Source organism: Winogradskyella schleiferi (assembly GCF_013394655.1).
Lineage (GTDB): Bacteria > Bacteroidota > Bacteroidia > Flavobacteriales > Flavobacteriaceae > Winogradskyella > Winogradskyella schleiferi.
Map to the genome: position 1 here is coordinate 3,381,178 of NZ_CP053351.1, position 26,703 is coordinate 3,407,880.

23 protein-coding genes are annotated in these 26,703 nt (G+C 35.8%); 11 read left to right on the forward strand and 12 right to left on the reverse strand.

Features of this window, described 5'->3' with window-relative positions:
* Nucleotide 1: 1 nt before the first annotated feature.
* The 3 genes from HM990_RS14775 (at nucleotide 2) to HM990_RS14785 (ending at nucleotide 1,801) form a co-directional block, all read left to right on the forward strand.
* Entirely contained in the window at nucleotides 2–697 is a 696-nt protein-coding gene (locus HM990_RS14775; RefSeq protein ID WP_178989816.1) for a YqjF family protein, read from the forward strand.
* 245 nt (nucleotides 698–942) lie between these two features.
* Nucleotides 943–1,500, forward strand: a complete 558-nt coding sequence (locus HM990_RS14780) for a sigma-70 family RNA polymerase sigma factor (RefSeq protein ID WP_178989818.1) — start codon at nucleotides 943–945, stop codon at nucleotides 1,498–1,500.
* A gap of 37 nt (nucleotides 1,501–1,537) precedes the next feature.
* Nucleotides 1,538–1,801 carry a hypothetical protein gene (locus HM990_RS14785; protein ID WP_178989820.1) on the forward strand — a complete coding sequence of 88 codons (264 nt, stop codon included), beginning with the start codon at nucleotides 1,538–1,540 and terminating at the stop codon, nucleotides 1,799–1,801.
* Here HM990_RS14785 and HM990_RS14790 read toward each other — a convergent pair.
* Nucleotides 1,778–2,614, reverse strand: coding sequence for a hypothetical protein (locus HM990_RS14790; RefSeq protein WP_178989821.1), 837 nt, complete (start codon nucleotides 2,612–2,614; stop codon nucleotides 1,778–1,780). The two genes, HM990_RS14785 and HM990_RS14790, sit on opposite strands and share 24 nt — an antisense overlap.
* A gap of 305 nt (nucleotides 2,615–2,919) precedes the next feature.
* On the opposite strand from HM990_RS14790, the gene gcvP reads away from it, so the two are divergent.
* The 4 genes from gcvP (at nucleotide 2,920) to HM990_RS14810 (ending at nucleotide 8,466) form a co-directional block, all read left to right on the forward strand.
* Nucleotides 2,920–5,769: an aminomethyl-transferring glycine dehydrogenase gene (gcvP, locus tag HM990_RS14795; protein WP_178989823.1), complete on the forward strand. Its 2,850-nt coding sequence runs from the start codon at nucleotides 2,920–2,922 to the stop codon at nucleotides 5,767–5,769.
* Nucleotides 5,770–5,931: 162 nt separating this feature from the next.
* Entirely contained in the window at nucleotides 5,932–6,990 is a 1,059-nt protein-coding gene (locus HM990_RS14800; RefSeq protein ID WP_178989825.1) for a 3-oxoacyl-ACP synthase III family protein, read from the forward strand.
* A 25-nt stretch (nucleotides 6,991–7,015) separates the two neighbouring features.
* Entirely contained in the window at nucleotides 7,016–7,552 is a 537-nt protein-coding gene (locus HM990_RS14805; RefSeq protein WP_178989827.1) for a methyltransferase, read from the forward strand.
* Nucleotides 7,553–7,614: 62 nt separating this feature from the next.
* The gene (locus HM990_RS14810) at nucleotides 7,615–8,466 is read left to right on the forward strand and encodes a glycosyltransferase family 2 protein (protein ID WP_178989829.1); all 852 of its coding nucleotides are present in this window, start codon (nucleotides 7,615–7,617) and stop codon (nucleotides 8,464–8,466) included.
* A 73-nt stretch (nucleotides 8,467–8,539) separates the two neighbouring features.
* Here HM990_RS14810 and HM990_RS14815 read toward each other — a convergent pair whose 3' ends face one another.
* Together HM990_RS14815 and pafA are read right to left on the reverse strand one after the other, a co-directional pair.
* A complete protein-coding gene (locus HM990_RS14815) occupies nucleotides 8,540–9,346 on the reverse strand; it encodes a DNA/RNA non-specific endonuclease (protein WP_229719275.1) in 807 nt (268 codons plus the stop codon).
* A gap of 9 nt (nucleotides 9,347–9,355) precedes the next feature.
* Complete coding sequence (gene pafA / locus HM990_RS14820; protein WP_178989831.1) at nucleotides 9,356–11,023, reverse strand: alkaline phosphatase PafA; 1,668 nt, start codon at nucleotides 11,021–11,023, stop codon at nucleotides 9,356–9,358.
* A 100-nt stretch (nucleotides 11,024–11,123) separates the two neighbouring features.
* On the opposite strand from pafA, the gene HM990_RS14825 reads away from it, so the two are divergent.
* Both HM990_RS14825 and HM990_RS14830 read left to right on the forward strand, forming a co-directional pair.
* Nucleotides 11,124–11,873 carry an MlaE family ABC transporter permease gene (locus HM990_RS14825; RefSeq protein WP_178989834.1) on the forward strand — a complete coding sequence of 250 codons (750 nt, stop codon included), beginning with the start codon at nucleotides 11,124–11,126 and terminating at the stop codon, nucleotides 11,871–11,873.
* A gap of 2 nt (nucleotides 11,874–11,875) precedes the next feature.
* Nucleotides 11,876–12,643, forward strand: coding sequence for an ABC transporter ATP-binding protein (locus HM990_RS14830; protein WP_178989836.1), 768 nt, complete (start codon nucleotides 11,876–11,878; stop codon nucleotides 12,641–12,643).
* Between the two features lies 1 nt (nucleotide 12,644).
* Here the strand turns inward: HM990_RS14830 and HM990_RS14835 are convergent, their stop codons facing one another.
* From HM990_RS14835 to HM990_RS14855, 5 genes are all read right to left on the reverse strand, one after another.
* Nucleotides 12,645–14,138: a DUF389 domain-containing protein gene (locus HM990_RS14835; protein ID WP_178989838.1), complete on the reverse strand. Its 1,494-nt coding sequence runs from the start codon at nucleotides 14,136–14,138 to the stop codon at nucleotides 12,645–12,647.
* Between the two features lie 73 nt (nucleotides 14,139–14,211).
* Nucleotides 14,212–15,303, reverse strand: a complete 1,092-nt coding sequence (locus tag HM990_RS14840) for a mannose-1-phosphate guanylyltransferase (RefSeq protein ID WP_178989841.1) — start codon at nucleotides 15,301–15,303, stop codon at nucleotides 14,212–14,214.
* A 157-nt stretch (nucleotides 15,304–15,460) separates the two neighbouring features.
* Nucleotides 15,461–16,060: a SprT-like domain-containing protein gene (locus HM990_RS14845; RefSeq protein WP_178989843.1), complete on the reverse strand. Its 600-nt coding sequence runs from the start codon at nucleotides 16,058–16,060 to the stop codon at nucleotides 15,461–15,463.
* A gap of 32 nt (nucleotides 16,061–16,092) precedes the next feature.
* Nucleotides 16,093–20,133 carry an FG-GAP-like repeat-containing protein gene (locus HM990_RS14850; RefSeq protein WP_178989845.1) on the reverse strand — a complete coding sequence of 1,347 codons (4,041 nt, stop codon included), beginning with the start codon at nucleotides 20,131–20,133 and terminating at the stop codon, nucleotides 16,093–16,095.
* 32 nt (nucleotides 20,134–20,165) lie between these two features.
* The gene (locus HM990_RS14855; RefSeq protein ID WP_178989847.1) at nucleotides 20,166–20,804 is read right to left on the reverse strand and encodes an HAD family hydrolase; all 639 of its coding nucleotides are present in this window, start codon (nucleotides 20,802–20,804) and stop codon (nucleotides 20,166–20,168) included.
* Between the two features lie 137 nt (nucleotides 20,805–20,941).
* Here HM990_RS14855 and HM990_RS14860 point away from each other — a divergent pair, with 137 nt between their 5' ends.
* Nucleotides 20,942–21,838 (forward strand): DnaJ C-terminal domain-containing protein, encoded by an 897-nt coding sequence (locus tag HM990_RS14860; protein WP_178989849.1) that lies wholly within the window; start codon nucleotides 20,942–20,944, stop codon nucleotides 21,836–21,838.
* A gap of 2 nt (nucleotides 21,839–21,840) precedes the next feature.
* On the forward strand, nucleotides 21,841–22,137 hold the full coding sequence (locus HM990_RS14865) for a chaperone modulator CbpM (RefSeq protein ID WP_178989851.1): 297 nt from the start codon (nucleotides 21,841–21,843) through the stop codon (nucleotides 22,135–22,137).
* Nucleotides 22,138–22,146: 9 nt separating this feature from the next.
* Here HM990_RS14865 and HM990_RS14870 read toward each other — a convergent pair whose 3' ends face one another.
* From HM990_RS14870 to pdhA, 4 genes are all read right to left on the reverse strand, one after another.
* On the reverse strand, nucleotides 22,147–22,830 hold the full coding sequence (locus tag HM990_RS14870; RefSeq protein WP_178989853.1) for an SDR family NAD(P)-dependent oxidoreductase: 684 nt from the start codon (nucleotides 22,828–22,830) through the stop codon (nucleotides 22,147–22,149).
* Nucleotides 22,823–23,776: a M28 family metallopeptidase gene (locus HM990_RS14875; protein WP_178989855.1), complete on the reverse strand. Its 954-nt coding sequence runs from the start codon at nucleotides 23,774–23,776 to the stop codon at nucleotides 22,823–22,825. Before HM990_RS14875 ends, HM990_RS14870 begins: the two co-directional genes overlap by 8 nt.
* A 149-nt stretch (nucleotides 23,777–23,925) precedes the next feature.
* Entirely contained in the window at nucleotides 23,926–25,596 is a 1,671-nt protein-coding gene (locus tag HM990_RS14880; protein WP_178989857.1) for a pyruvate dehydrogenase complex dihydrolipoamide acetyltransferase, read from the reverse strand.
* A gap of 3 nt (nucleotides 25,597–25,599) precedes the next feature.
* Nucleotides 25,600–26,601, reverse strand: a complete 1,002-nt coding sequence (gene pdhA / locus HM990_RS14885; protein WP_178989859.1) for a pyruvate dehydrogenase (acetyl-transferring) E1 component subunit alpha — start codon at nucleotides 26,599–26,601, stop codon at nucleotides 25,600–25,602.
* Between the last annotated feature and the right edge of the window lie 102 nt (nucleotides 26,602–26,703).

Genomic DNA, 26,703 nt, shown 5'->3' on the forward strand with positions numbered 1-26,703 from the left:
CATGACATTTTTAAAAGCCTATTGGAAAAACCTCATTCTCATTAATTACGAGATTGACCCGAACATCCTAAAACCATTTGTACCAAAAGGAACAGAACTCGATAGTTTTAATGGCAAATATTATGTTAGTGTCGTTGGATTTATGTTTATGGATACTAAAGTATTAGGTCTAAAACTTCCGTTCCATATCAACTTTGAAGAAGTGAATCTTCGATTTTATGTTCAACATAAAGGCAAAAGAGGAGTTGTTTTTATTAAAGAAATCGTACCAAAAGCATTAATAACATTAGTGGCGAATTCAATTTACCACGAGCATTACCAGACCTGTAAAATGAAACATAGCTGGATGGACCATAAAAATTATAATGCGTTTCAATACCAATGGAAATCAGACCAAAAATGGCAATCTATTTCTGTTAAAACGGAAAAAGACTTTTCTAATATTTTGGATAATTCAGAAGAACAATTTATTACCGAACATTATTTTGGTTACACAAAATACCATAACAACACCTATGAATATGAGGTTGTCCATCCTACTTGGCGACAATTAAAAGTGGTTGATTTTAATGTGGACATGAATTTTGAAGAAAACTATGGTAAACGTTTTAAAAGTCTTCAAACGTTAGAACCTACTTCCGTTATTCTTGCCGAAGGCTCTGAAGTTTCTGTTAAAAATAAAAGAACCATTCATTAAACTAAAAACAAATTTGTTCATTAAATTAATCAATTTTTTGAAAATGCAATAAACGTACTTCTGAAATAAAATTAATTATTCATTTATTCATTGCTCATTTTTTTGACACGAATTTCACGAATTTCCACAAATGATTAATCAAACATTTCAAAAAAATTCGTGCTAATTCGTGAAATTCGTGTCTTAAACCATAAATTATTTCTCAATTTTTTAAACTACATTTGAATCAGCAATGAAAAACGAAAATGCCTAAGCATCAAATAGACCCAAATAATTGGGTAAAGCTATATTCAGATTATCTCTTCAATTACACAATTACACGTGTAAATGATAGAGTTATTGCTCAGGATTTAATTTCTGAAACCTTTTTGGCTGGCTTAAAATCCATGAAAAATTTCAAAGGCGAAGCTAGTGAACGTACATGGTTGATTTCAATCTTAAAGCGAAAAATTATTGATTATTACCGAAAAATAAATTCTAAAAAAGGTAAGGCTGAAGTGCGCATGGGTTATATCAATAATGAAGAATCGGAAGGCGATTGGATGGAAGAACGCGTAGCTGACCCTTTTGACAAAACGGCTGAAGATACTTTAGTCAATTCTGAATTGGGTGATGCTATCTACGACTGTTTAGCAAAACTACCGGAAAAACAAGCTGATGTTTTCAAGATGAAAACAATTCTGGGTTACGATACCGAAACTATTTGTAATGAAATGGATATTACTGCGTCTAACCTATGGGTAATTATACATAGAGCTAGAACTGCATTGGCAGAATGCATGGAAGAAAATTGGTTCAAATAATAAAAATTCCCTTCCCTTTGGGAAGGCTAAGATAGGAATGAAGAAAAGATTTTTGTTTATAAGTTGTGATGAGGCAAAACATATTTGTGATAAAGCACAATATGATGAAGCGACTGCTTGGGAACGGATAAAATTAGGGTTGCGTATTTTTTGGTGTAACGTTACTAAATCGTATTCCAAAAACAATATCAAGCTAACAGAAAGCATAAAAAATGCTGAAGTTAAATGCTTAAAAACCGAAGAACGAATTAAACTTCAAAATCAATTTAACGAAGAATTAGCGAAGCAACAACAAAATTGATAACCAAACAATAGGTAAGCTTTCCACCCAAAACGCACTGTAATATTTCGATTGGTTTTTGTTTGAAAACAACAAAAACAGTAATGTAATTATAATAATTACCCATGTTGATATTAACGTTTCCTCTTTCAAAGAGTCCTTAAAACAATCTAATATTACAAATATTATTAACAATAAAACGCCAATAATTTTGGTTTTTTTTATGCCTATTTTTTGTGGAATGGTTGCCAGTTTAATGCTGTCATAATTCAAATCCCTTATTTCAAACGGTAACATTAAAACCAGCACAAAACAAAAGCGTTGCAAAGTTAGAATAATAACATCAGTATTTATGGATATCTCATTATTTACTGCAGGTAAAATAACAGAAGTGAATGTCCAGACCAAAGTAATGACATACACTTTTATACCTCCAATTTGCCTTAAATTTTTATGGTCATCAAACAAAAACTGTTTAGGAATCATGATAGGAATCGCATAAAAGAAAGTTATGGTTCCCAATATACCAATGAGAATCAGCGATTCTATTTCAAGATAGAAAGTAAAATAACACATCGCCAAAAATGCCATCAACGAAAACACTTGAATCAACTTCAGCCAGCCTGCCAAAATGCGATGATGAAATTTAGCCACACCAAAATACTTCACAAAATTGTAACCGGTAATACTAGCAAAAAAAACAAATAGCAAAAGATTTTTATCATATCCCAAATCCAATTCAATGAGTGTAACCCATGTCAATGCAGAAGCTGCCAAGGCCACATGAATACTACTATTCAAATAAAAATGAAAGATGTGTTTGAATGTGTGCATAAGCAAAAGTAAGCATTGAACTCATCTTGACTTTTAATTTTCAGTAGAAAAGTTGCGCTTTTGGACTGTAATGAAGGTGTTTTTTATCAACATAGCATCGCTACGTTGATAAAAAAGAACAAAATTAGAGTTCTAAATGGAAATTCCTGCCCGTCCGGCAGGTGGGTTGCAAACAAAAGAAAAAGTCGAGATGAGTTCATCGTGTTAATAACCTCTAGTTTCGGTTAAAAACTTTAGTTTTCCTTAACTAAAAAACAAGGGTAATTCCGTACTTTTGCAAAATAAAGTAAACAGATATTTTTTATATGGATACAACCTCATTTGCACTCAGACACATTGGCCCAAGTTCAGACGACCAAAAAGCCATGTTAGACACTATTGGTGTTTCAAGTATGGAACAGTTAATTACGGAAACCATTCCAGATAATATACGCTTAGAAAACGATTTGGATCTAGATGCTGCCATGAGTGAACAGGAGTATTTGAGTCACATATACAAATTATCACAGCTCAATAAAGTCTATAAATCTTATATCGGTTTAGGTTATCATCCTACTAATTTACCTGCCGTTATTCAACGTAATATTTTGGAAAACCCAGGATGGTACACAGCTTATACGCCTTACCAAGCTGAAATTGCCCAAGGTCGATTGGAAGCTTTATTAAATTTCCAGACCATGGTTATGGATTTAACAGGTATGGAGATTGCAAATGCATCACTTTTAGACGAAAGTACTGCTGCAGCAGAAGCCATGGCATTATTATTTGCCGTTAGGGAACGTAGCCAAAAAAAGGCTAATGTCAATAAATTTTTTGTTTCAGATTTGGTATTACCACAGACTATAGATTTATTAGAAACCAGAGCAATTCCTATCGGTATTGAATTGGTAATTGGTAACGAAGCCGAATACAATCTCTCTGATGAATACTTTGGCGCTTTATTACAATATCCAGGTAAGAATGGTCAGATTACAGATATAAAATCTTTTATAGAGCAAGCCAATACCAAAAATATCAAAGTAGCTGTTGCTGCAGATATCTTAAGTTTGGTGAAGCTTGAAGCACCAGGGAAATTTGGTGCAGATGTCGTGGTCGGAACGACGCAACGTTTTGGGATTCCGATGGGTTATGGTGGTCCTCATGCGGCCTATTTTGCCACTAAAGAAGCTTATAAACGTGATGTTCCTGGTCGTATTATTGGTGTTACAAAAGACACTAATGGCAACAGAGCCTTGCGAATGGCTCTGCAAACACGCGAGCAACACATTAAACGTGACAAAGCCACTTCAAATATCTGTACAGCACAAGTATTACTGGCGGTTATGGCTGGAATGTATGCGGTTTATCATGGGCCAAAAGGCTTGACTTTTATTGCAGATAAAGTTAAAAATTCTGCTTCTACGCTCGCCGATGCTCTAGTAAATTTAGGATTGGAACAATCAAATTCACACTACTTTGATACACTTCAGATAAAAGCTGATGCGGTAAAAGTGAAATATGAAGCTGAAAAAAGTGAAGTTAATTTTCACTATCCAGATACACATACTGTAACCATTTCTATAAATGAGACGACTACCATTTCAGATTTAAATGAAATTATTTCAATTTTTGAGGCTGTAACAGGAAATACCACAGATAAAATTGAAACCGTATCCCATATTGAAACCATTCCTGAGGACTTAAAACGTCAATCCGATTTTTTAACTCTGGAAATTTTCAACACTTATCATTCTGAAACCGAATTAATGCGATACGTAAAACGTTTAGAGCGCAAAGATTTAGCCTTAAACCATTCTATGATTTCGTTAGGTTCGTGCACCATGAAATTAAATGCTGCTTCAGAAATGTTACCACTGAGTTGGCCAAATTGGGGAAACTTGCATCCATTTGCACCAGTAAACCAACCCATTGGTTATAAATTGATGTTGAATGAACTTGAAAATCAATTGTCCGAAATTACCGGTTTTGCTGCCACTTCGCTTCAACCAAATTCTGGTGCACAAGGAGAATTTGCCGGATTGATGGTTATCAGAGCCTATCACGAATCTCGAGGTGACCATCATAGAAATATCTGTTTGATTCCATCGTCTGCGCATGGTACAAATCCGGCAAGTGCTGTAATGGCAGGAATGAAAGTGGTCGTGACCAAAGCGTCGGAAAATGGAAATATTGATGTTGATGATTTAAAGGAAAAAGCGGAACTGCACAAAGATAATTTGTCTGCACTAATGGTCACTTACCCTTCTACACATGGTGTTTATGAATCTGCAATTAAAGACATCACGCAGATTATTCACGACAATGGTGGGCAAGTATATATGGATGGTGCCAACATGAATGCCCAAGTAGGTTTAACTAATCCAGGGAATATTGGGGCAGATGTTTGTCATTTAAATTTACACAAAACCTTTGCGATTCCACATGGAGGTGGTGGACCAGGCGTTGGACCAATTTGTGTGGCCGAACAATTGGTACCTTTTTTACCAGGAAATCCCATAATTAAAACAGGAGGTCATCAAGCTATTTCAGCCATTTCTGGAGCACCATTTGGATCATCTTTAGTGTGTCTTATTTCTTATGGTTATATCAAAATGTTAGGTTATAGAGGTTTGAAAAAAGCAACCGAAGTAGCCATATTAAATGCCAACTATATTAAAGAACGATTAAAAGGGTCTTATCCAACTTTATATTCTGGCGAAAAGGGAAGAGCTGCTCACGAGATGATCATTGATTGTCGTGATTTTAAAGCCAATGGCATCGAAGTTACAGACATTGCCAAACGTTTAATGGATTATGGTTTTCACGCACCAACAGTTTCATTTCCAGTTGCAGGAACTATGATGATTGAACCTACCGAAAGCGAAAGTAAAGCAGAAATGGATCGTTTTTGCGATGCTATGATTTCAATTCGTAAAGAAATTGATACGGCCGATAAAGATGAACCAAATAATATGCTCAAAAACGCACCTCACACTTTAGATATGCTGACATCAGATGAATGGTTGTTACCATACTCCAGAGAAGCTGCGGCATTCCCATTAGATTTTGTCAGAGACAATAAATTCTGGCCAAGCGTTAGACGTGTGGATGATGCCTATGGAGATCGTAATCTAATTTGTAGCTGTGCGCCAATTGAAGATTATATGGAAGCCTAAAAACTGCTTGAAAAAACGTGCTGAAACGTGATGCTTTTTTGTGTTTTTCAAATTATAAATACGGATTTTTAAGAATTTATTAAAAATTACAGCTTTAAATCGACAAATTATAGAAAACTCTATAATATTAACTAGCTTCGTACTATTGAAATTAAAATAACTATGGCGATTAGAATTACCGGAACAGGAAGTTATATACCTAGCATTATAGAAAAGAACGAGAATTTTTACAATCATCAATTTCTTAATGCCGATGGCTCAACTATTAACAGCCCGAATGAAGTTATTGTAGAAAAATTCAAAGCCATAACTGGTATTCAGGAACGGCGTTACATTAAAGAGGACTTATTAAATTCTGACATTGCATTTTTCGCCTCACAAAAGGCCATTGAAGATGCTAAAATCGATAAGGAAACCATAGATTATATTATTGTTGCCCATAATTATGGTGACCTAAAACACAATAACCAACAAAGTGATACCGTACCTAGTATTGCTTCCCGTGTAAAGCATTTATTGAAAATCAAGAATCCAAAATGCGTAGGTTACGATTTACTTTTTGGTTGTCCTGGCTGGATAGAAGGTGTTATTCAAGCTAAAGCATTTATTGCCTCTGGTCTCGCTAAACGTTGTTTGGTTATTGGTTCTGAAACCCTTTCTAGGGTTGTAGATAAGCACGATAGGGATTCCATGATTTATAGTGATGGTGCTGGTGCGGTAATTATAGAAGAAAGCAAAGAAGACGGTGGAATTTTAGCACACGAATCAGCAACTTATGCTTTGGATGAAGCTCACTTTATCTATTTTGGGGAAACCAACAATCCAGAAATTACAGATCAACGCAGATATATAAAAATGTATGGTCGTAAGATTTATGAATTTGCGCTTTCCAATGTTCCTAAGGCCTTAAAGTCTTGTTTGGAAAAAAGTGGCAAATCCATTACTGATGTCAAAAAAATATTGATACATCAGGCGAATGAAAAAATGGATGAGGCGATTGTGCAACGATTTTACAAGCTATACAAGATGCAAATGCCAGAACACATCATGCCAATGACCATAACTATGCTTGGGAATTCCAGTGTGGCAACCGTGCCTACCTTGTATGATATGATTTTGAAAGGACAGCTTGAAGATCAAAGCATCAATAAAGGCGATGTCATTATGTTTGCAAGCGTTGGTGCTGGTATGAATATTAATGCTATTGTTTATCAGTATTAGAATTTACAGATTCACACTTCGATAGATGTACGAAAAAACATATCCAAACAAACGCTTTAAACTTACACTTCAATTCTTAAAACAACACGTTAATCTATCAGAATCCATTTTAGACTTAGGCGTAAAAAATCCTTTTTCTGAAATTATGATTGCCGAAGGGTATTCGGTTGAAAATAGCACAGGTGAAGATTTAGACGACAATCAATCAGCAATTGAGATTTCCAATGCTGAAGTTGTAACTGCTTTTGAAATTTTTGAACATTTATTATCGCCTTATGAAGTTTTGAAATCCATAAAAGCAGATAAAATTATCATTAGCGTACCTTTAAAATTATGGTTTGCTTCAGCTTATAGAAGTAAAACCGATATGCGAGATAGACATTACCACGAATTTGAAGATTGGCAACTGGATTGGCTATTAGAAAAAACTGGTTGGGTAATTAAAGACCGAAAAAAATGGACAAATCCTGTCAATAAAATAGGCATTAGACCTATCTTGAGACGTTTCACGCCTCGCTACTATATAGTTTATGCTGAAAAAGCATCAAATTCCAATTCTTAAATAACATAGTGCAATTGGGTTTACTTAGCCTTGGAATTTGGTAATTAAATTTAAGATTTTTAATGGACATTTACATTATTATTCCAGCACACAACGAAGCAGATTACATCGGTAAAACTTTGGAATCTTTGGTTGCTCAAACGGTATTACCAAAACAGATTGTTGTTGTTAATGATAATTCTAGCGATAACACCCAAAGCATTGTTGAAGAATTCGCATCAAACTATCCATGGATTTCTTTAGTAAATTCCGAATCTTCCGACACCCATTTACCTGGTTCAAAAATTATTCAAGCATTTAATAAAGGTTTAGAATCGCTAGATGGCAACTATGATATTATCTGTAAATTTGATGCCGATCTTATTTTTCCCAAAAATTATTTAGAGCAAATAGCTTATCATTTTAAAACAAACCTTAAGCTTGGTATGGCTTCTGGATTTTGCTATATTGAAAAAAACGGACAATGGACTTTAGAAAACCTAACCAACAAAGATCATATAAGAGGCGCGCTAAAAGCGTATAGAAAAGATTGTTTTAATCAAATAGGACAATTAAAACCGTCCATGGGATGGGACACCGTTGACGAGTTATTAGCAAAATATCATGGCTGGGAAATTTTAACTGATGAAACGCTTCATGTAAAACATTTAAAACCAACAGGCCAATCGTACAATAAAGCTTCTAAGTATTTACAAGGAGAAGCGATGTTTAAAATGCGTTATGGCTTTTGGATTACGTTGATTTCCGCGATGAAATTGGCTTATAAAAAGGGCAGTTTCCAGTTCTTTAGAGATTATATGTCTGGTTATTTTAAAGCTAAATCCAATGAAAAAGAGTTTTTGGTTTCTAAAGATGAAGGAGAGTTTATTCGGAATTTGCGTTGGAAAGGTATAATGAAAAAATTACAGAAATAAGATTCCAAATTTCTATTCCTTCACTTAGTTATTGCTATTTCGAATTAGAGATTCCTGCCTTCGCAGGAATTAGTTAAAAACTCCAACTCTTATAACTGCTAGACCCTTCCAACTGATCTTCAATGCTATCATCCAATTTTGGAAAGAAATCAATTCCTGTTAAAGTTTCAATAGAATCCACCGAAACCACAAATTTATATAATGGCAAATCCGAATCTTTGTGTTCCATTAAAAACCCCAACATCTTAATTTTACCATTAGTATTATCCAAAATAACTTTATAAAATTGATTGGGCACCGAAACAGCTTCGTCGCCAATAGATTTCAAATTAGCTGACAAAACACCACCAGTAACTACAAATACTCCATCATTCTTTTTTGCCCAATATCTTACTTTTTGCTCTAGTCGGTTCCAGACTCCAGCATTAAACCTGTGATCCTGAGGCGTAATATTACTGGTTAAAAAAGTTTCGTCATGGGCTTCTTTGGTAAATCGTCTATCACCAGCAGGACACAGATGTCCTTTATCGTAACCCGATTTTTTATAGTTTCGCCAGTGAGCTGCTCCAGTTTTTACAGCATCATCGATCTCAAAATAGGGCCTTTTGTGATTCGTAGAACTTAGATGAGATGCTTTTAATTCGTAAGCCACCCATTCAGCTTGTTCGTGAGGTTCGCTATATGAGAGAGAGTAATTTTGGTGGTGTATAATTTGATTCGTAGTGCTTTTGGGCAAATAATAGGCGTTGGTATTTTCTTTTATGGCCTTACCTTCCTTTACAATTTCAGCCTTTTCTTCCATGTTCAGAAAATGGTCGTAACTGTAAATACCAATGACTAAGATGATGGCGATAATTGTGAAAATTGGTTTTCGCTTCAAATCACCGTCTTAATCAATGACAAATTCCAACGGCTGACCAGTAGCAGAATTAGGAAAACTTATCCCTAAAAGCGCAGAAATAGTTGGCGCAATATCTGGAATTACCGTTTTTTCAAACGTTTCACCATGTTTGATACCTTTTCCAAAGAACAATAATGGCACATGTGTATCGTAATTTTGTCCGCTTCCGTGTGTAGAACCTGTTCTGCCATATGGAATAAACGAAGGGTCATTGACCAAAATAACATCACCTGAACGTTTTTGGTTAAAACCGTTTTGTAACAACTCCTCTAACCCTGTAGAAAAACCACTAGTACTCATAGTTGTTGCGGTATAAACTTTATAAACATTTTTGTAACCCAATTGCTCCATCGCAATGGTATTCTGAACATCAATAAGATTTAATCCTAAATCTTTCACTTTGTCCCTATCCAAAAAAATCTGGTCGTTGCTAATATTCTCAACAATACCTTCCGAGCCATAAGTCGTTTTTAAAAACGCATTAAATTTTTCTTTTCTGTCGTTCCTATCCACATAACCAGAAGGTACTTTAACCGAAGTTAAATAAGAAGGCACATCTACTGCACCATGATCTGCGGTTAAGAAAACCGTATATTCTCCTTTCCCAACTGTGGCATCTAAATATTGAAAGAAACGCTCCAAGTCTTTATCTAAACGAATGTAGGTATCTTCAATCTCTTTAGAATTTACGCCAAAATTATGACCTACATAATCGGTCGCTGAAAAACTTACTGCCAGCACATCCGTAATTTCATCTTCGCCCAGATTTTCTGCTTTAATGGCTTCCATAGCAAAATCTGCGGTTAAGCTGTTACCATAAGGTGTCGCTTTTAAAATATCAAATCCACGGTTGCCTTTGCTCAACGCCTTTAAATCATAAGGAAATGTAGCTTTTTCCTTACCTCTAAAACCGCCTTCAAACGTGTTTTCATCTGTTCCACTTTCTGTATAAGTGGAAATATCATAAAGTGTATTCCACTCTTTTAAATAAGATTCTGCTTTCTCAGTAGCATTAAAATCTTTTACCCATTGTGGCAAATCATTCATATAAAATGTACTCGAAATCCATAACCCTTCATCCATGCCATGAAACCAATAGGCAGCATTTGCCGTATGTCCAGCCGGTAAAATGGCGCCTCTGTCTTTTAAAGAAATCCCAATGGTTTTACCTTGCATTTGCGTAAACAATCTGTTCTCATCACCAAAGGTTGTGGTTTGCATTCTATGTGGCGACATTTTGCCTGCTTTATCCGTTGTTCCAACCGATTCTACATTCTCATCACCAGCACAATACACCATTTCCTTTTTCTCTTTATCATAAAAATTATTGCCTATAATCCCATGATATTTTGGGGTTGTACCCGTATAAATAGACGTATGACCAGGTCCGGTATAAGTTGGCACATAATTAAAATGGTTGTTTTTGCAGTTAAAGCCTTCACGCATCATACGTTTAAAACCGCCATCTCCAAACTTGGAGTCGAATCGTGTTAAATAATCGTAGCGCATTTGATCTACCACTATTCCAACCACTAATTTTGGTTTAGCATTGGACACTATTGAGGTATTTTTTTCTGTGGTAGGGCGTGAGGTATTTTGGGAGCCACAAGAGCAAAACAAAAACAAAATTGCTATTAAAGTGAAGATATTTTTCATTTGGATAAGACTTACAATTGAATCTCAAAAATACAATTTTTATGTTATCTTATTTTTAATTTAAGGTAATATCCTAATCATTTTTTATACTTTAGCATTAATGAAAAGACCCAGCACTTACCTATTTAATATAGGTACTTATTTTATAATGATTAAGGATATTTTTCGCAGACCTACTAAATGGTCAGTGATGAAACCTCTAATTCTAAAAGATATCGACGATCTTATTATTGGTTCATTAGGTATCGTTGCCTTTATATCATTTTTTGTTGGAGGCGTTGTTGCCATTCAAACCTCGTTAAATATGACGAGCCCAATTATGCCAAAATATTTGGTTGGATTTGCAACCAGACAATCCATAATCTTAGAATTTGCACCAACATTTATTTCTATTATCATGGCTGGTAAAGTAGGTTCTTTTATAACGTCAAGTATTGGGACGATGCGAGTTACAGAACAAATTGACGCGCTGGAAGTTATGGGCATCAATGGAATAAACTATCTTGTTTTTCCTAAGTTTATTGCGTTGTCGCTTTATCCTTTTGTGATTTCCATTGCCATGTTTTTAGGCGTTTTGGGCGGTCTAGCAGCTTCGGTTTATGGCGGCTATGTTAGTGTTGAAGATTTTATTGAGGGTGTGAAAACCGACTTTATCCCTTTTCACTTTATTTATGCTTTTGCAAAAACATTTGTATTCGCTTTTTTATTAGCAACCATTCCGTCGTATTATGGTTATTTTATGAAAGGTGGCGCTCTGGAAGTCGGTAAGGCAAGTACCACATCATTCGTTTGGACCAGTGTTATGATCATATTGACCAATTTTTTACTAACCAGTTTATTACTCGGCTAATTATGATAGAGGTTAAGGATTTACATAAATCGTTTGGAGATGCTCATATTCTAAAAGGCATCACGACTTCATTCGACAAAGGAAAAACCAACTTAGTCATTGGACAAAGTGGTTCGGGTAAAACGGTGTTCTTAAAATGTCTGTTGGGTTTATTTGAATATGAAGAAGGCTCTATTTCTTATGAAGGTAGAAATTTCAGTAAATTATCTCGAGATGAAAAAACCGACTTACGAGCCGAAATGGGGATGGTTTTTCAAGGCAGTGCCCTTTTTGACTCTATGACCATTGCCGAAAACGTCATGTTTCCTTTACGCATGTTTACCAAACAGAGTAAGAGCGAAATGGAAGATAGGGTTAACGAAGTTTTAAAACGGGTCAATTTAGACAATGCAAATAACAAAATGCCAAGTGAAGCCTCAGGAGGAATGCAAAAGCGAGTGGCAATTGCAAGGGCAATTGTAAACAGACCAAAATTTTTATTTTGTGATGAACCCAACTCTGGGTTAGATCCGAAAACAGCAATAGTTATTGATAATTTAATTCAAGAAATTACGGATGAATTTAATATCACTACAGTAATCAATACGCACGATATGAACTCTGTAATGGAAATAGGGGAAAAAATCGTTTTTCTTAAAGATGGTTTATTGGCGTGGGAAGGTTCTAAAGAAACTATCTTTAAAACAGAAAACGAAGCCGTTACCAACTTCGTTTATTCATCTGAATTATTTAGAAAAGTACGTAAAATGTACTTAGAAGAAGACCAATAATTTAATTTCGTTTAATAAATACCGTATCTACTTTTAGTTCATTTTTTAACCATTTTTGTAGATCCCGTTCCTTAATTAATACAAGACTGTCTGAAAGTTTAACCTTCCATCTTACATTAGCAACTGCTACTGTATCTATATTGATAAAATCCTTGGACTCTAACATTTTTGCGTATCCAAAATACTCTAGATCACTGAATCTCACCTTGGCGTCTCTTGATAGTGAACTAAACGATACCGCGTTCTCATTGGTGTTTTTAGACTCAATTACCTTATTGAGATTAGAGATATTGGTTTCTAATTCTGCGATTTGATTTTGAAGACCATCGATAACATTATCCTTGCGATCTAAATCAGCATAAGCTCTATCCAAAGACTCCGTTAAACGATCAGCACTTCTAGTTTTGTTGGCATTGATCACCAGTTCAAAGTCTTGAAGGTTTTCATAATTTTTTTTCTCATTCTGTAAATCGGAAATCATTTCATCACTGACGTCACCATTAAAGTAAAAGCTGATTTTCTTCGTGTCTTTATTTATGTCTTTTCGTTGCAACCACAAATTAGGATTAGTATCAATTTCATTTTCAACATAATTTTTGAAATCCATTTCGTACTTGCTTTCTTGCAACACAGTTAAAAACGTCCAAATTGCAGGAATCATTACTATAACAGCAACAATCGTAGCTATCCTGGAAATACGTTTACGCTTTGCAGAATTGGCGTATTTAAGCATTGGAAAACGCAAGATTTTCAAGACCAAGAATGTCGCCAAGGCTATAAATATGGTATTAATGGTAAACAAGTACATTGCTCCACCAAAATAAGCCCAATTCCCTTCAGCCAAACCATATCCTGCTGTACAGAGCGGTGGCATTAACGCTGTCGCAATGGCAACCCCAAAAATAACCGAGGCTATTGTTCCTCTTTTTGTTCGTGCTATAATTAAAGCTAAACCACCAAAGAAGGCAATTAAAACATCTCTAATGTCTGGTCTAGTCCTTCCTAAAAGTTCTGAGGTTTCTTCACTTAGCGGAAATAGCCAAAAGAATAAGAATGCCGTCAGTAAACTTAAGACAATCATGGTCACTAAGTTGATGAGAGACTTCCGTAACGTATCAATATCATTGATAGCTATTGACAAACCAACTCCTAAAATCGGCCCCATTAAAGGCGAAATTAACATGGCACCGATCACTACTGCGGTAGAATTGGCATTAAGACCAATAGAAGCTACAAAAATGGAACAGACCAAAATCCATGCGGTTGCGCCCTTAAACGGAATATCTGCTTTTATAGCTGTAATCGTGGCGTCTCTATCTGTATCTTCCCTAAAATCGAGCAGCTCACTTAAAAACGTTTTTATGCTTACAAACAAGCCTTGAGCATCTTTCTTTACGGCTTCTTTTTTTTCTTCAACAGCCGCCTCCTTGTTCATCTCGTTGGTGATCTGCGAGTTCTCTTCCTCAGAAAAGTTAAATTTATTTTCGTCGCTCATATTTAAAACCTGCTAATATTAGAAAATTAGTATTACATGATGGTTAATTCTAGTCATATAATATTCAAAGGATCTATCCATAGGATTCTCCAAATTTAGCTTTCACATTTTGAAGCACTTTCTTTATATCTTGTTCTTTTTCCTTAGGAAAGATAAGTAAAACTTCGTCTTTATCAACAATGATGTAATCTTTTAATCCATCAACTACGACGAGTTTATCTTTTTTAGAGCGTATCATGTTTCCGGTGGCATCCTCCAGCAAAGTTTTGGCATTGACAACTGCATTACTATTTTCGTCTTTATCTAATTTATCATAAAGACTGCCCCAAGTCCCCAGGTCATTCCAATCGAAAGTAGCAGGAATCACAAAAACATTATCGCTCTTTTCCATCAATGCATAATCCACAGATATGTTTTCTGCTTTTTTATAATGGTCTTTAATAAAATCAACTTCAGATTCAGTATTATAAACGCTATAGCCACTTTCAAACAATTCAAATAATTTTGGTTGATTATTTTTGAAGGCTGAAATAACCGATTTTGCACTCCACATAAATATACCTGCATTCCATAAGAAGTTTCCTTGATTGATAAAAGATTTCGCAGTTTCATAATCTGGTTTTTCCCTGAATTGATTCACCGATTTCACTTCGGCTACGCTCAGTGACCGCTCTTTATCATATTCGATATAACCATAACCTGTATTTGGAAACGTTGGCGTTATGCCCAAGGTCATCAAAGCATCATGGGATTCACAATAATCAAAAGCTGTCTTGACGTTATTAGAAAACGCTTGCTCATCTTCAATCCAATGGTCGCTTGGTGCAACAATCATTACCGCATCTTTGTTTTCTTTTTGGATTTTTAACGAGGCATACAAAATACAAGGTGCCGTATTTCGCATAGCAGGTTCTAAAAGCACTTGCCGTTTTGTAACACTTGGAAGTTGTTCAAAAACTAGATCGTTGTAGCGTTCATTAGTTAGGATGAAAATATTTTCCTCAGGAATCAGTTGAGCTAAACGCTTAAACGTCTTCTGAATTAGCGTATCTCCTGTTCCTAGCATATCATGAAACTGCTTAGGAAAATCCTGTGTACTTACTGGCCAAAATCTTGAACCTACTCCACCTGCCATTAGTATGGCGTAATAATTTTTATTCTTCATAGAAAAATTTCAATATTTCTGTTCCCGTGAAAACCGGAATCTTTTTTTGTTTTTTAAATTCAACTCAATACCTACAAGGTTTTCAAAACCTTGCAGGTTATACTTTAACCATATTAGGTTTAACCCTTTATGAGATTCCCATTTTCACGGGAATACATTATTCTTCCAATAATTCGACCTCTGCATTTGGATTAAACAAATATAATTTACCTGACTTAACTTCGACACATTCATATCTCTTTCTTCGTTTATTTCCTTTTCTAAACACCTTACCATTGTAAAGCTTAAAGGTTTGATTCAAAGATAATTCAAATACAAATGTTTTATCATTGACTTCGTTGAATTGCTTCAAGGCGAAGGCGAGTTGCGTGTCTGTGTCGCTAGACGCTTTTGGATTCTTAAAATGATGGGCTAATAAAGGCAATAATTCCGAAGGGAAAATTTCGGGACGTAAAAAAGGCAACATCAAATGCTGAAAAGTGTATTTCCACTCTTTTCCGTGTGGTTTTATAAATCGACCATGTTTTTTATAAGCCTCGAAATGGGCGATTTCGTGAATTAAGGTAATTAAAAACCGATAGCAATTCAAATTAGAGTTAACTGTAATCTGATGTTTGCCGTTTGGCAATTCCCTGTAATCACCATGACGTGTTTTCCGTTCACTCTTTACTTTCACGACCAAATTATCGATAGCTAAAAGTTCGCTAATCATTGATTTTGCCGCAGCAGGAATATAATTTGAAAGGTTCGCTTGCATTGTGGCAAAAATAAATCTAATAATTCAACTTATCAATCCTTAACCACAATCATATTTGAATTCCCATTAATCTTTAACATATACAAACCAATTGCAGCTGTATTCAACTTTATTGATGTGGTATGAGATAGACTGTCATAACCTCTATCGTTAATTTCAATTTTACGTCCTCTTATGTCAAAAACTTCTATTGAATCTTCCAAAGTTGTGTGAGTTATAAAAAGGGTTCTATTGGTCGTTGGGTTTGGATAAATCACCATGTCTTCATCTAAATCATCAATATTTAAAGTTTCAGCTTCAAAATAAGGTACAGCAAAACTAAAAACATCTTCCGCTACTGCTTGACCAATAAATCGACCTGGAATATCATCGGCTGGTGGATGGATTCCACCCCAAATTCGGCTTAAACTCGTTTGATCGGAAGCATCTCTGTACGTTGCCCATTGCAAAACCACATCTACGGAAGGGCCTTCCTCGAATACTAAAAATTCATTTTGTTTAGCAACAAACTCACCCATACCTCCTGGAAAGAATTCACTACCTGTCATCATGGTCATTAATTCTGCTGCTGCTCTAGAAAAGGTGGAGTGTCCAGACACAAAGCCTGCAAAAGGCGGCGTTACAAATGTTGGTCTTTGATATGGATACCAATTTTCAGCCAAAATCCATCCTACGCCTGCTTGGTCTGTTTCTGTATCATTAATAAAATCATGACCTTTCCATGTGTATAGTTTTATCTTACCCACATGTTGATCTGCAAAACCAGCCAGTGGATCACCTTCTTCAACAACTTCTATATAATTTTCTATTAATCGAATACCACCAATATGATAATTATCTAATGACGGATTAGAACTCTGGCCACGTTCTGCCATAGAGCGAATTGCTGAAATTGGTCGTATATAATCATACCAACCTTTCACACTCCATGCAGAAATTGCAGAATCGTGCATACCACCTCCTAAGATAAAATAAGACTTTACCTCCCACTCTATAGGATCCAAAAGATCACCTTCACCTTGAAAACGTTTTTCAAATTGCGGATGATCGCTTACATAATTCAAAATTGTAAACCAGTGTCCTGGAGGCGTTTCGGAATGTGGTCCGTCTGCCCAAAATTCTGCCAGAACCCTGGCATAATCACCGCGAGGTACCATATTTAGGTCGTACGGACTACCTGTTACTGGATTTAAGGTATGCCCTGCACCTTGTCCTCCGCCTTCAATAAAATTATAAAAACTAGGATAATCCTCATAATTGGTCGGAAATGTATTGATATCTACATTTCCAATGGTATTAGGAGAAATATCCCACAGTACGCCATCACTAGGATCCAGATGGGACTGCCAGACAGACACCATTGAAAAGCCCCATTTGTAAGCTTCGCTAGAGATGTTTTCTTCCATTAGATTTATATATGGAGGATCTGAAGGATCGTGAAAGACATTGAAGAAATTCCCGTCACGCTCATAAGTTAATTTATCGTCATCTGATAATGCAAAAGAGAATACATTTCCCCATTCCGGACTTAAAAACGGAGGTACATTGCCATCGACTATATTGCCACCTTGATCTATAAACGTATCCAAACCTAACGGTTGCCATCGATTGGGATCACTGATGGGATCATTGGTACTGATATCTAAAGCATAAGGCGCATTTACAGGTTGGTAATAGGCATTATCATAGCCAGTTGCTTCCCTAGAACCATCCTGCAAGCCATAATCAATTATGGTTTGTGCTACGTAATTTCCTAATGCGGCTGCATTTCCAAATTCATATAACAAGGAAGAGTAGTTGGTATCGTAACCTAGTTTATCCATTATTAAATCGAATCTTGCCTGCGTCCCTTCTACACCAGGAGAATTTTGAAAACGATGTGTCAATAACCGATACATGGCATAACTGATAGCTCGTTTTTGCGATTCTTCAATACTTTCAATAGGTACAAAAGTTTCCAATTCAGTGCTAAACCCATTTACGGTATTACCCATTAAGTAAGGCCTTGCCGTTTGATCATAAATTGCCCAAGTATCGTACATCGCAACACTAGCATGAAATAAATTTCTGGCATGTACGGTTGGTCTTGCAAAATCGGTTCTTATAGATTCAAGTAATGCCTCGTTCCATAGTCTTGCTATGGACATATTTTCTGGAAGATTATCAGCACCTAATTCCACATCAAGCGTCACTGCCAGACTGGAACAACTATCATCTGATTCTAAAACAATGATTTGACCACTCTCTTCCAAATGCCATTTTACGGTTATTGTGTCGGTTCCTTGTCCGCTTAAAATCTCGCCACCACTAACCTGCCAGTTCGCACTTGAGCCTTCAGCTATATTATAACTATACGTTTCAGTGCTTAAAAACGAAGAGACATTATTCCCTTCAATCGCTTGCGATTCCAGGTAGGTACATGAACCATCTTCTAATGTAGCCGTAGGGTCATAAGTACAAGACATTGGGTCAGTACACCCATAAATTTTCTGACTTGGTAAAATATCCAAGACTTGATAACCTTGACCTTCGGTTGCCTTTATTGTCACATCTGCATCTAGATCATTGAAGGTTTCAATTAATCCAGATGGCCATTTTATTTGTAGCTCTGTTATTAATGTCTCATTATTCAATCCAAAATGAACTGCTTGTAAACTTTGGGATAAAAAACCAACACCTGAATAATAGCGTTTTAAAGTTCCAGTGGTAGTGGTCAGTGTTAAGATGGTACCTATAGCATCACGATTTGATGTTGTGCCTTCCAAATGAATTTTAAACCAATGCATGGAAGCATTTGTATCGTTGAAATTCAACGTTTTATTTTCATACAAAAACGAAGGGCCATCACTATTTGTCACAAATAAATCGATATCTCCATCATTATCATAATCCCAATCAATAGATTCAACACTAATGGTTTGTTCATTTAATCCTAATTCGGCTGAAGCATCTTCAAAAGTTACCTGTCCTTGTGCTGTAAAGTTTCTAAAATAGAAATTTGGCTGAGTACTTGTATCTAAAAAATCATAACCATTAACGATATACAGATCCTCATCACCATCTAAATCGAAGTCCGAAAAATTATTACCCCAAGCCCAATTGGTATAGCCAACATTCAATGAGTTAGCAATTTCTACAAAAGTATTATCGCCATTGTTATCCAAAAAGAAATTATCTTCTATAGCAGTAACAAAAACATCAAAGTCACCATCATTATTATAGTCAACAATTGAAATCCCCATATCATCTCCAGCTGTTCCCACACCATAAGCTAGTGCCTGTTCGGTAAAGGTATTCCCTGCATTGTTTATGAAAAGACTATTGGGTTTGCTTAAATCATTAGAAACCAATAAGTCCATAAAACCATCATCATTGAAATCAAAAGGCATAGCTGCGTAACTTGCTAAATCTATGGAAGCTTGAATACCCGTTGAGACTGTAACATCTGTAAATGTATTGTTACCATTATTTTTATAAAGTTGATTACTTCCACAAGCATCCCAATCGTTAACATAAATATCCAATAAGCCGTCATTATTATAATCAAACCAAGTAGCTCCAGTATTTCGGCATTCGTTCACAGTATCAAAACCGGCAATTTCGGAGATATTTGCAAATGAACCATTACCAAGATTTCTCCACAATTGTACTTTAAAGGAAAACGTTAAAAATAAATCTGGGAAACCATCATTGTTAAAATCACCCCAAGAAGCTCCATTCTTAAAACCATCTAATCCAAAATAATCTTCACCGCCTTCTTGTTGGTTTACTAAATCTTGAAAACCAGCTATTTCAGTTACATCTGTAAAAGAGCCATTATTTTCATTTCTAAATAAACGACTTAAAGTTTTTGGACTGTCGGTATCGTCCTTTGCTTTGGCAACCACAAAAATATCAAGATCATTATCACCATCGTAATCAGCGACAGCAACTCCATTATTTTCTTCAAGAATACCTAGACCTGCAGCAATTTCCGCACGTTCAAATGTTTGACTATAAACCTGATTATTAATAGCAAAACCTAAAAAAAAGACTGATAAAAAAAGTTTTAAATAGCGTAATTTTTTTGACATTATCTAATTTTTTTATAAATATAAAAAATCCATCAATATTCCAGTAGTTCTGGTAACATTAAAAAGCTATCAAAAGTTTTGGTCGCATACTCCCGTAACTCATTTCTGTAGTCGTGAGCAGTAAAACCAAACACATCAAAGCCGCCTTCAATGGCTGCACTAACGCCAACGAGGCTATCTTCGATCACCACACATTCCGAAGGCTGAAAGCCCATAGTGTCAGCTGCCCATAGAAAAACCGCCGGATCTGGTTTCCATTTTTGAACGCTATAACAACTAAAAACATGGGATTTGAAATAAGGCCATAAACCGGTTAATTGAAGATTGAGTTGTATTTTGTTTTCAGGGCCACTTGAAGCCACGCAAAATGGTATTTTAAGATTTTTCACTACATCTAAAACGCCTTCAACAGGTTTGATATGACTTTGAAATCTTTCGAAGGAACGCCTTCTGTATTCCGATTCGAAATTTGAAGGTAATTCCACAGCTATTAAATCTGAAATTTGATCGACACAATTATTTAAGGCATTTCCTTTAAAATGTTGGTATGCATAATCGAGATCGATATTAGCTCCCAATTCATTTGCCATATCAACAAGAACCTGATTTCCCAGTGGTTCGCTATCTACCAACACGCCATCACAGTCGAAAATAATACATTCATATTTCATTTGTTTTCTTACCTTTTTTATTAAACGCGTTCATTATATTTTTCTTAACAGCGATAATCTTGATATTGGCTTAAAAAACCACTAACTTAGCTAGACACTTTTTTTTAAAACTCAAATTACATTCAGATTCTAAAATTATGGCATTTATTGACTATTACAAAATACTTGGTCTTGATAAAAGTGCTTCCAAAAGCGATATCAAAAAAGCCTATAGAAAGTTGGCAAGAAAATACCATCCCGATTTAAACCCCAATGACAAGGAAGCTGAGTTACAGTTTAAGAAAGTCAATGAGGCTAACGAAGTATTGAGCAACGACGAGAACCGAAAAAAATACGACAAATACGGCGAAAATTGGCAACATGGCGAAGCTTACGAGCAGGCACACCAACAACAGCGTCAAGCAAATCAACAACGACAATATCAAAGTGGCTCTAGTTTTGAAGGTTTTGGTGATGGTGAGTATTCTGATTTTTTTGAATCGATGTTTGGAGGAGGATTTGCTGGCAGAGGTGGCAACACAAGATTTAGAGGTCAAGATTTCAATGCCCAACTCCAACTTAATTTAAGAGATGTTTACACCACTGAAAAACGGGTGTTGACCGTTAACGGAAAGAACATCCGACTAACCATTCCGGCCGGAGTAGCCAATGGACAAATTATTAAAATTAAAGGCAAAGGCGGACCTGGTGTTAATGGTGGACCTCATGGTGATTTACTCATTGAGTTTAATATCATCAATAATACAGAATTTAAACGTGATGAAGCCAACCTTTATAAAACGGTAAATCTGGATTTGTACAAAGCGGTTCTTGGAGGAGATGTTACCATTGACACCTTCGATGGTAAAGTAAAATTAAATCTAAAACCACTTACCCAAAACGGCACCCAAGTAAAGTTGAAAGGCAAAGGATTTCCTAAATACAAAAGAGATGGCCAATTCGGGGATTTATTTATTACCTATACTGTTGAATTACCCAAAAAACTATCTGACAAGGAAAAAGAACTTTTTGAAGAACTGGCAAAATTACAATAGACATGAAAGACACAAAACTCATCCCAATTCCAAGTTTATGTACACACTACCAAATAGAAATGTCTTTTTTTGATAGTTTAAGCGAGTATGGTCTTATTGAATACGTTTCAGTGGAAAAAACCTATTGCATCCATCAGGATCAAATTGCGGACATTGAAAAAATGATTCGACTGCATCAAGATCTCCATCTTAATTTTGAAGGTATCGACACGGTTTTTAATCTCTTGGAAAAAATTGATTATTTACAATCAGAATTAAGAACTACACAAAATAGATTGAGACGGTTTGAAGAGGAATAACATTCAAAATTAAGGCGTAGAATTGGAAACCTGCAACACTTTACCGTTGTAATATTTATTTCCAGTTAGCGCAAAATCTTGAATATATGTAGCCATTTCCTTTGCTGTCGTTGGTGCTTGATAGCCAGGAAAAGCTTCCTCTAACATTTCGGTTTGTACAGCTCCTAATGCCAAAACATTAAATTGCGGTCCGGTTTCTTTATATTCTTCGGCTAATAATTCTACCAATGTGATTACGGCTCCTTTACTAGAGCTATAAGCTGATAATCCAGGGAATTTCATACTCCCTTGAATCCCACCCATGGAACTAATAGTCACCACATGTCCATCACTTTTCATAAATGGTAACACCGTTCTTGTTAATTCTGAAACACCAAAAACGTTTGTTTGATATACTCTGGTAAAATCTTGAAATGTGGTTTCCGCAAAAGGTTTATTGATAATTGCTCCTGCATTATTGATTAAAATATCAACATGTTTCCATTCCGATTCAACAAAATCCACTACGTTTTGATAATCATCTTGGTTACAAAGATCAAAAGCAAAAGACGAAATATTATCAAAATGCAAATTACTTATTGGTTTTGCATTTCGGGACAATGCCAAAACATTATGACCTTGATTAGCGAAAAGTTGTACGAGTTCAAACCCAATTCCTCTGCTCGTTCCTGTTATAATTATATTCTTACTCATTATTTAATACGACTTCTTTAGTTGGTGCGTTCATCATGCCTTCAAATGCAGGAATCATCTTATTTAAAAATTTTTCCATATGTTGAAAATCCATTTTATCCACTTCATCATCCACATGGTGATAATAGTCATAATTTGTAAAATCAAATGTTGAAATGGCATGTGCTGGCATATTCAATGCTTTAAAAAACGGAAAATTATCGGACCTCATAAATAAACCAAATTCTTTTGCTTTAGGAAAAAAACCCACAACGGTATCTCCTGCATATCTATTTAAAGTTTCTGCAAAATTAGAACGTTCAAAGCCACTCATATAGGCCATGACTTCATTTTCTGCCCTTGGCACACCTATCATTTCAAAATTTATCATGGTGTAGGCATTGAAGCCTTCATTTTTTAAACGTTTCGCTAAATGTCCAGAACCTATTAATCCCAGCTCTTCAGCATCATATAAGGTAATCAAAATACTGCGTTTATTGGTTTTTGCTTTAGCGAAATACCTTCCTAACTCCATAGCAGCGATAGTTCCTGAAGCGTCATCATTTGCGCCATTGGCAATGGAATCACCTTCCACCACTTTCCCAATACCAATATGATCATAGTGACCTCCAAGTATAATAAACTCATTTTTGAGTTTAGGGTCGTTTCCTTCCACCACTCCAACGATATTATAACCATTCAAATCATTCACTTTGAATGAATCGCGATAGGTTTCAAAATAAGGTTTAATGTCATTAGACTTTAAGTAGTTTTCAATAAAAATTGCCGCATCTTCAATACCTTTACTTCCTGTAGCACGACCTTCCAAAACATCTGAAGCCAAATAATCCATACTTGCTTTTATACCAACTGCTGTAATTTCAGGTTTAATATTATTTGGTGTCTTTTTACTGGATGAACACGAGAAAACAAGTGTCATTGTCAGAATAAGTAGAAGATTTTTCATTGAAACGCGTATTACATTCTCCTAAAAACAGGAATCATTTTTTTATATGAGTTTAAAGATAAAAAAATCCTGCATCAAACTAATGATACAGGATTTTAATATTATAGATCTTCATCTCATTAAATTTCGAGATTCAGAATGACAAATTCTTATACCAACATAGTCACCGGATTTTCAATATATCCTTTTAAAGTTTGAAGGAATTGTGCTCCTGTGGCACCATCAACCGTTCTATGGTCGCAAGCCAAACATAGCTTCATGGTGTTACCCACTACGATTTGTCCATTTTTAACTACTGGTTTTTCAACAATGTTTCCAACGGATAGAATTGCCGAATTTGGTTGATTGATAATTGATGTAAAGCTATCAATGCCAAACATTCCCAAGTTAGAAATAGTAAAAGTACTACCTTCCATCTCGTCCAGTCCTAACTTTTTATTTCTTGCTTTTCCAGCGAATTCCCTAACGGCTGCTCCAATTTGAGTTAAACTCTGCTCATTGGCAAATTTAACGACTGGCACTAATAAGCCATCTGGCACTGCAACTGCGACACCAATATGCACATGGTTGTTCAATCGCATTCTATCATCAAACCATTGAGAGTTCACCTGTGGATGTTGTTTTAATGCTAATGCACAAGCTTTCACGACGATATCATTATAAGAGATTTTTGTATCTGGAATAGAATTATACTGTCCTCTAAATGCTATGGCATTATCCATATCAAACTCCACATTCAAATAATAATGTGGTGCCGTAAATTTAGATTTCGCTAAGTTTTTAGCAATAGCTTTACGCATATTTGAATTAGGCACTTCATCAAAATCTTCTTGTCCTGTTGGAACAAATTTGCCCACTGAAGCAGATTGCGATGATGGTGTAAAGTTTTCAATATCTTTCTTTACGATACGACCATTTTCTCCTGAGCCTTTAACTTGACCTAAATTAATTCCTTTTTCTTCAGCCATTTTCTTGGCTAAAGGTGATGCAAATATTCGCGATCCCTCTGAACTTGAACTAGAAGTTGAGACTTTTGGAGTTTCTTTATTCGGTTCCTCTTTTTTAGGTTCTTCCTTCGGAGTTTCTTTTTTAGCTTCAGCTTTAGGTGCTTCTTTCTTAGTTTCACCACCTTCAGCTTTAAAGTTTTTAGCAACGTCAGAAACATCAGTTCCTTTGGGGCCAATAATCGCTAATAATGAATCTACCTTAGCCGTTTCACCCTCCTCTAAACCTATATGCAATAAATTTCCAGATTGAAATGACTCAAATTCCATAGTCGCCTTGTCCGTTTCGATTTCGGCTAAAATATCGCCTTCCTCTACCTCATCACCTACTTTCTTTAACCAAGTGGCAACCGTACCTTCTTCCATAGTATCACTTAAACGCGGCATGGTAACCACTATAACACCTTCTGGCAATTCTTCATCATTATCTGAACCTGAATTCTCTGAAGTGTCTTCTGCTTTTTCATTTTTAGAATCTTTGGATTCTTTATCTCCAGATTCATCTTTATCATCAGCGTCATCTTTATCATCAGCCTCATCTTTTGACGCGCCATTTAAATAACTCGAAATATCCTCTCCTTCATCGCCAATAATAGCTAAAAGTGTATCCACCTTTGCGGTTTCACCTTCTTGGATACCAATATGAAGCAGTGTGCCTTCATTGAAGGACTCAAACTCCATCGTTGCTTTATCCGTTTCTATTTCTGCTAAAATATCGCCTTCTTCAACTTTATCACCAACTTGTTTTAACCAAGAGGCAACTGTTCCCTCTTCCATGGTGTCGCTCAAACGCGGCATATTTATTACTTCTGCCATAGCTTACTTAATTTTGTGGTCTATAAATGGGTAATCTTCTTGCTCATAAACAACATCGTACATCACATTTTTCTCAGGATAAGGCGATTCGTCTGCAAATTTCTCGCATTCCGCAACACGTTTTTTGACATCCTTATCAATCGCTTTCAAATCTGCTTCCGATGCATATTTTTTCTCAAGAATAATATCTTTTACTTGTGTAATCGGGTCAATTTTTTTGTATTCCGCAACCTCATCCTTTGTTCTATAATGTTGTGCATCAGACATTGAGTGACCTCTATATCGATACGTTTTTACTTCCAAAAATGAAGGCCCTCCACCTTTTCTTGCACGTTGGATGGCTTCATCAAACGCTTCTGCAACCTTAATAGGATTCATGCCATCCACTGGTCCAGAAGGCATATCGTAGCCCAAACCTAATTTCCAAATCTCTGTATGATTTGAGGTACGTGCCACTGAAGTTCCCATCGCATAGCCATTGTTTTCACAAACAAATACTACGGGCAAGTTCCACAACATTGCTAGGTTGAAAGTTTCGTGCAACGACCCTTGTCTTGCAGCACCATCACCAAAGCAACATAATGTTACAGCATCTTTATCGTGATATTTATCACCAAAAGCAATACCAGCGCCTAAGGGAATCTGACCACCAACAATTCCATGACCACCATAAAAACGGTGTTCTTTAGAAAAAATATGCATGGATCCACCAAGACCTTGAGACGTTCCTGTGGCTTTTCCAAACAATTCTGCCATTACACGTTTAGGATCTACGCCCATACCAATAGGCTGAACGTGATTTCGGTAAGCCGTAATCATTTTGTCCTTAGTTAAATCCATAGCATGCAAAGCACCTGCTAAAACAGCCTCTTGTCCATTATATAAATGAAGGAATCCTCTAACTTTTTGTTGAATATAAACTGCGGCAAGTTTGTCTTCAAACTTTCGCCAGAACAACATGTCCTCGTACCACTTTAGGTAAATTTCTTTGGTTATTTTTTGCATTTTTTGATGAGTTCTTTAAATAAAAATAGAATAACAAAAATAACACTTTAGAAAATAATGAAGAAACAGTATGTCGTAAAAAAAATGGAGATTACTGAATTT

Excerpts from the sequence above, each read along its gene's own strand:
- HM990_RS14775 (WP_178989816.1), top strand. The coding sequence starts at position 2 with ATGACATTTTTAAAAGCCTATTGGAAAAACCTCATTCTCATTAATTAC.
- HM990_RS14780 (WP_178989818.1), top strand. The coding sequence starts at position 943 with ATGCCTAAGCATCAAATAGACCCAAATAATTGGGTAAAGCTATATTCA.
- HM990_RS14785 (WP_178989820.1), top strand. The coding sequence starts at position 1,538 with ATGAAGAAAAGATTTTTGTTTATAAGTTGTGATGAGGCAAAACATATT.
- HM990_RS14790 (WP_178989821.1), bottom strand. The coding sequence starts at position 2,614 with ATGCACACATTCAAACACATCTTTCATTTTTATTTGAATAGTAGTATT.
- gcvP (WP_178989823.1), top strand. The coding sequence starts at position 2,920 with ATGGATACAACCTCATTTGCACTCAGACACATTGGCCCAAGTTCAGAC.
- HM990_RS14800 (WP_178989825.1), top strand. The coding sequence starts at position 5,932 with ATGGCGATTAGAATTACCGGAACAGGAAGTTATATACCTAGCATTATA.
- HM990_RS14805 (WP_178989827.1), top strand. The coding sequence starts at position 7,016 with ATGTACGAAAAAACATATCCAAACAAACGCTTTAAACTTACACTTCAA.
- HM990_RS14810 (WP_178989829.1), top strand. The coding sequence starts at position 7,615 with ATGGACATTTACATTATTATTCCAGCACACAACGAAGCAGATTACATC.
- pafA (WP_178989831.1), bottom strand. The coding sequence starts at position 11,023 with ATGAAAAATATCTTCACTTTAATAGCAATTTTGTTTTTGTTTTGCTCT.
- HM990_RS14825 (WP_178989834.1), top strand. The coding sequence starts at position 11,124 with ATGAAAAGACCCAGCACTTACCTATTTAATATAGGTACTTATTTTATA.
- HM990_RS14830 (WP_178989836.1), top strand. The coding sequence starts at position 11,876 with ATGATAGAGGTTAAGGATTTACATAAATCGTTTGGAGATGCTCATATT.
- HM990_RS14835 (WP_178989838.1), bottom strand. The coding sequence starts at position 14,138 with ATGAGCGACGAAAATAAATTTAACTTTTCTGAGGAAGAGAACTCGCAG.
- HM990_RS14840 (WP_178989841.1), bottom strand. The coding sequence starts at position 15,303 with ATGAAGAATAAAAATTATTACGCCATACTAATGGCAGGTGGAGTAGGT.
- HM990_RS14845 (WP_178989843.1), bottom strand. The coding sequence starts at position 16,060 with ATGCAAGCGAACCTTTCAAATTATATTCCTGCTGCGGCAAAATCAATG.
- HM990_RS14850 (WP_178989845.1), bottom strand. The coding sequence starts at position 20,133 with ATGTCAAAAAAATTACGCTATTTAAAACTTTTTTTATCAGTCTTTTTT.
- HM990_RS14855 (WP_178989847.1), bottom strand. The coding sequence starts at position 20,804 with ATGAAATATGAATGTATTATTTTCGACTGTGATGGCGTGTTGGTAGAT.
- HM990_RS14860 (WP_178989849.1), top strand. The coding sequence starts at position 20,942 with ATGGCATTTATTGACTATTACAAAATACTTGGTCTTGATAAAAGTGCT.
- HM990_RS14865 (WP_178989851.1), top strand. The coding sequence starts at position 21,841 with ATGAAAGACACAAAACTCATCCCAATTCCAAGTTTATGTACACACTAC.
- HM990_RS14870 (WP_178989853.1), bottom strand. The coding sequence starts at position 22,830 with ATGAGTAAGAATATAATTATAACAGGAACGAGCAGAGGAATTGGGTTT.
- HM990_RS14875 (WP_178989855.1), bottom strand. The coding sequence starts at position 23,776 with ATGAAAAATCTTCTACTTATTCTGACAATGACACTTGTTTTCTCGTGT.
- HM990_RS14880 (WP_178989857.1), bottom strand. The coding sequence starts at position 25,596 with ATGGCAGAAGTAATAAATATGCCGCGTTTGAGCGACACCATGGAAGAG.
- pdhA (WP_178989859.1), bottom strand. The coding sequence starts at position 26,601 with ATGCAAAAAATAACCAAAGAAATTTACCTAAAGTGGTACGAGGACATG.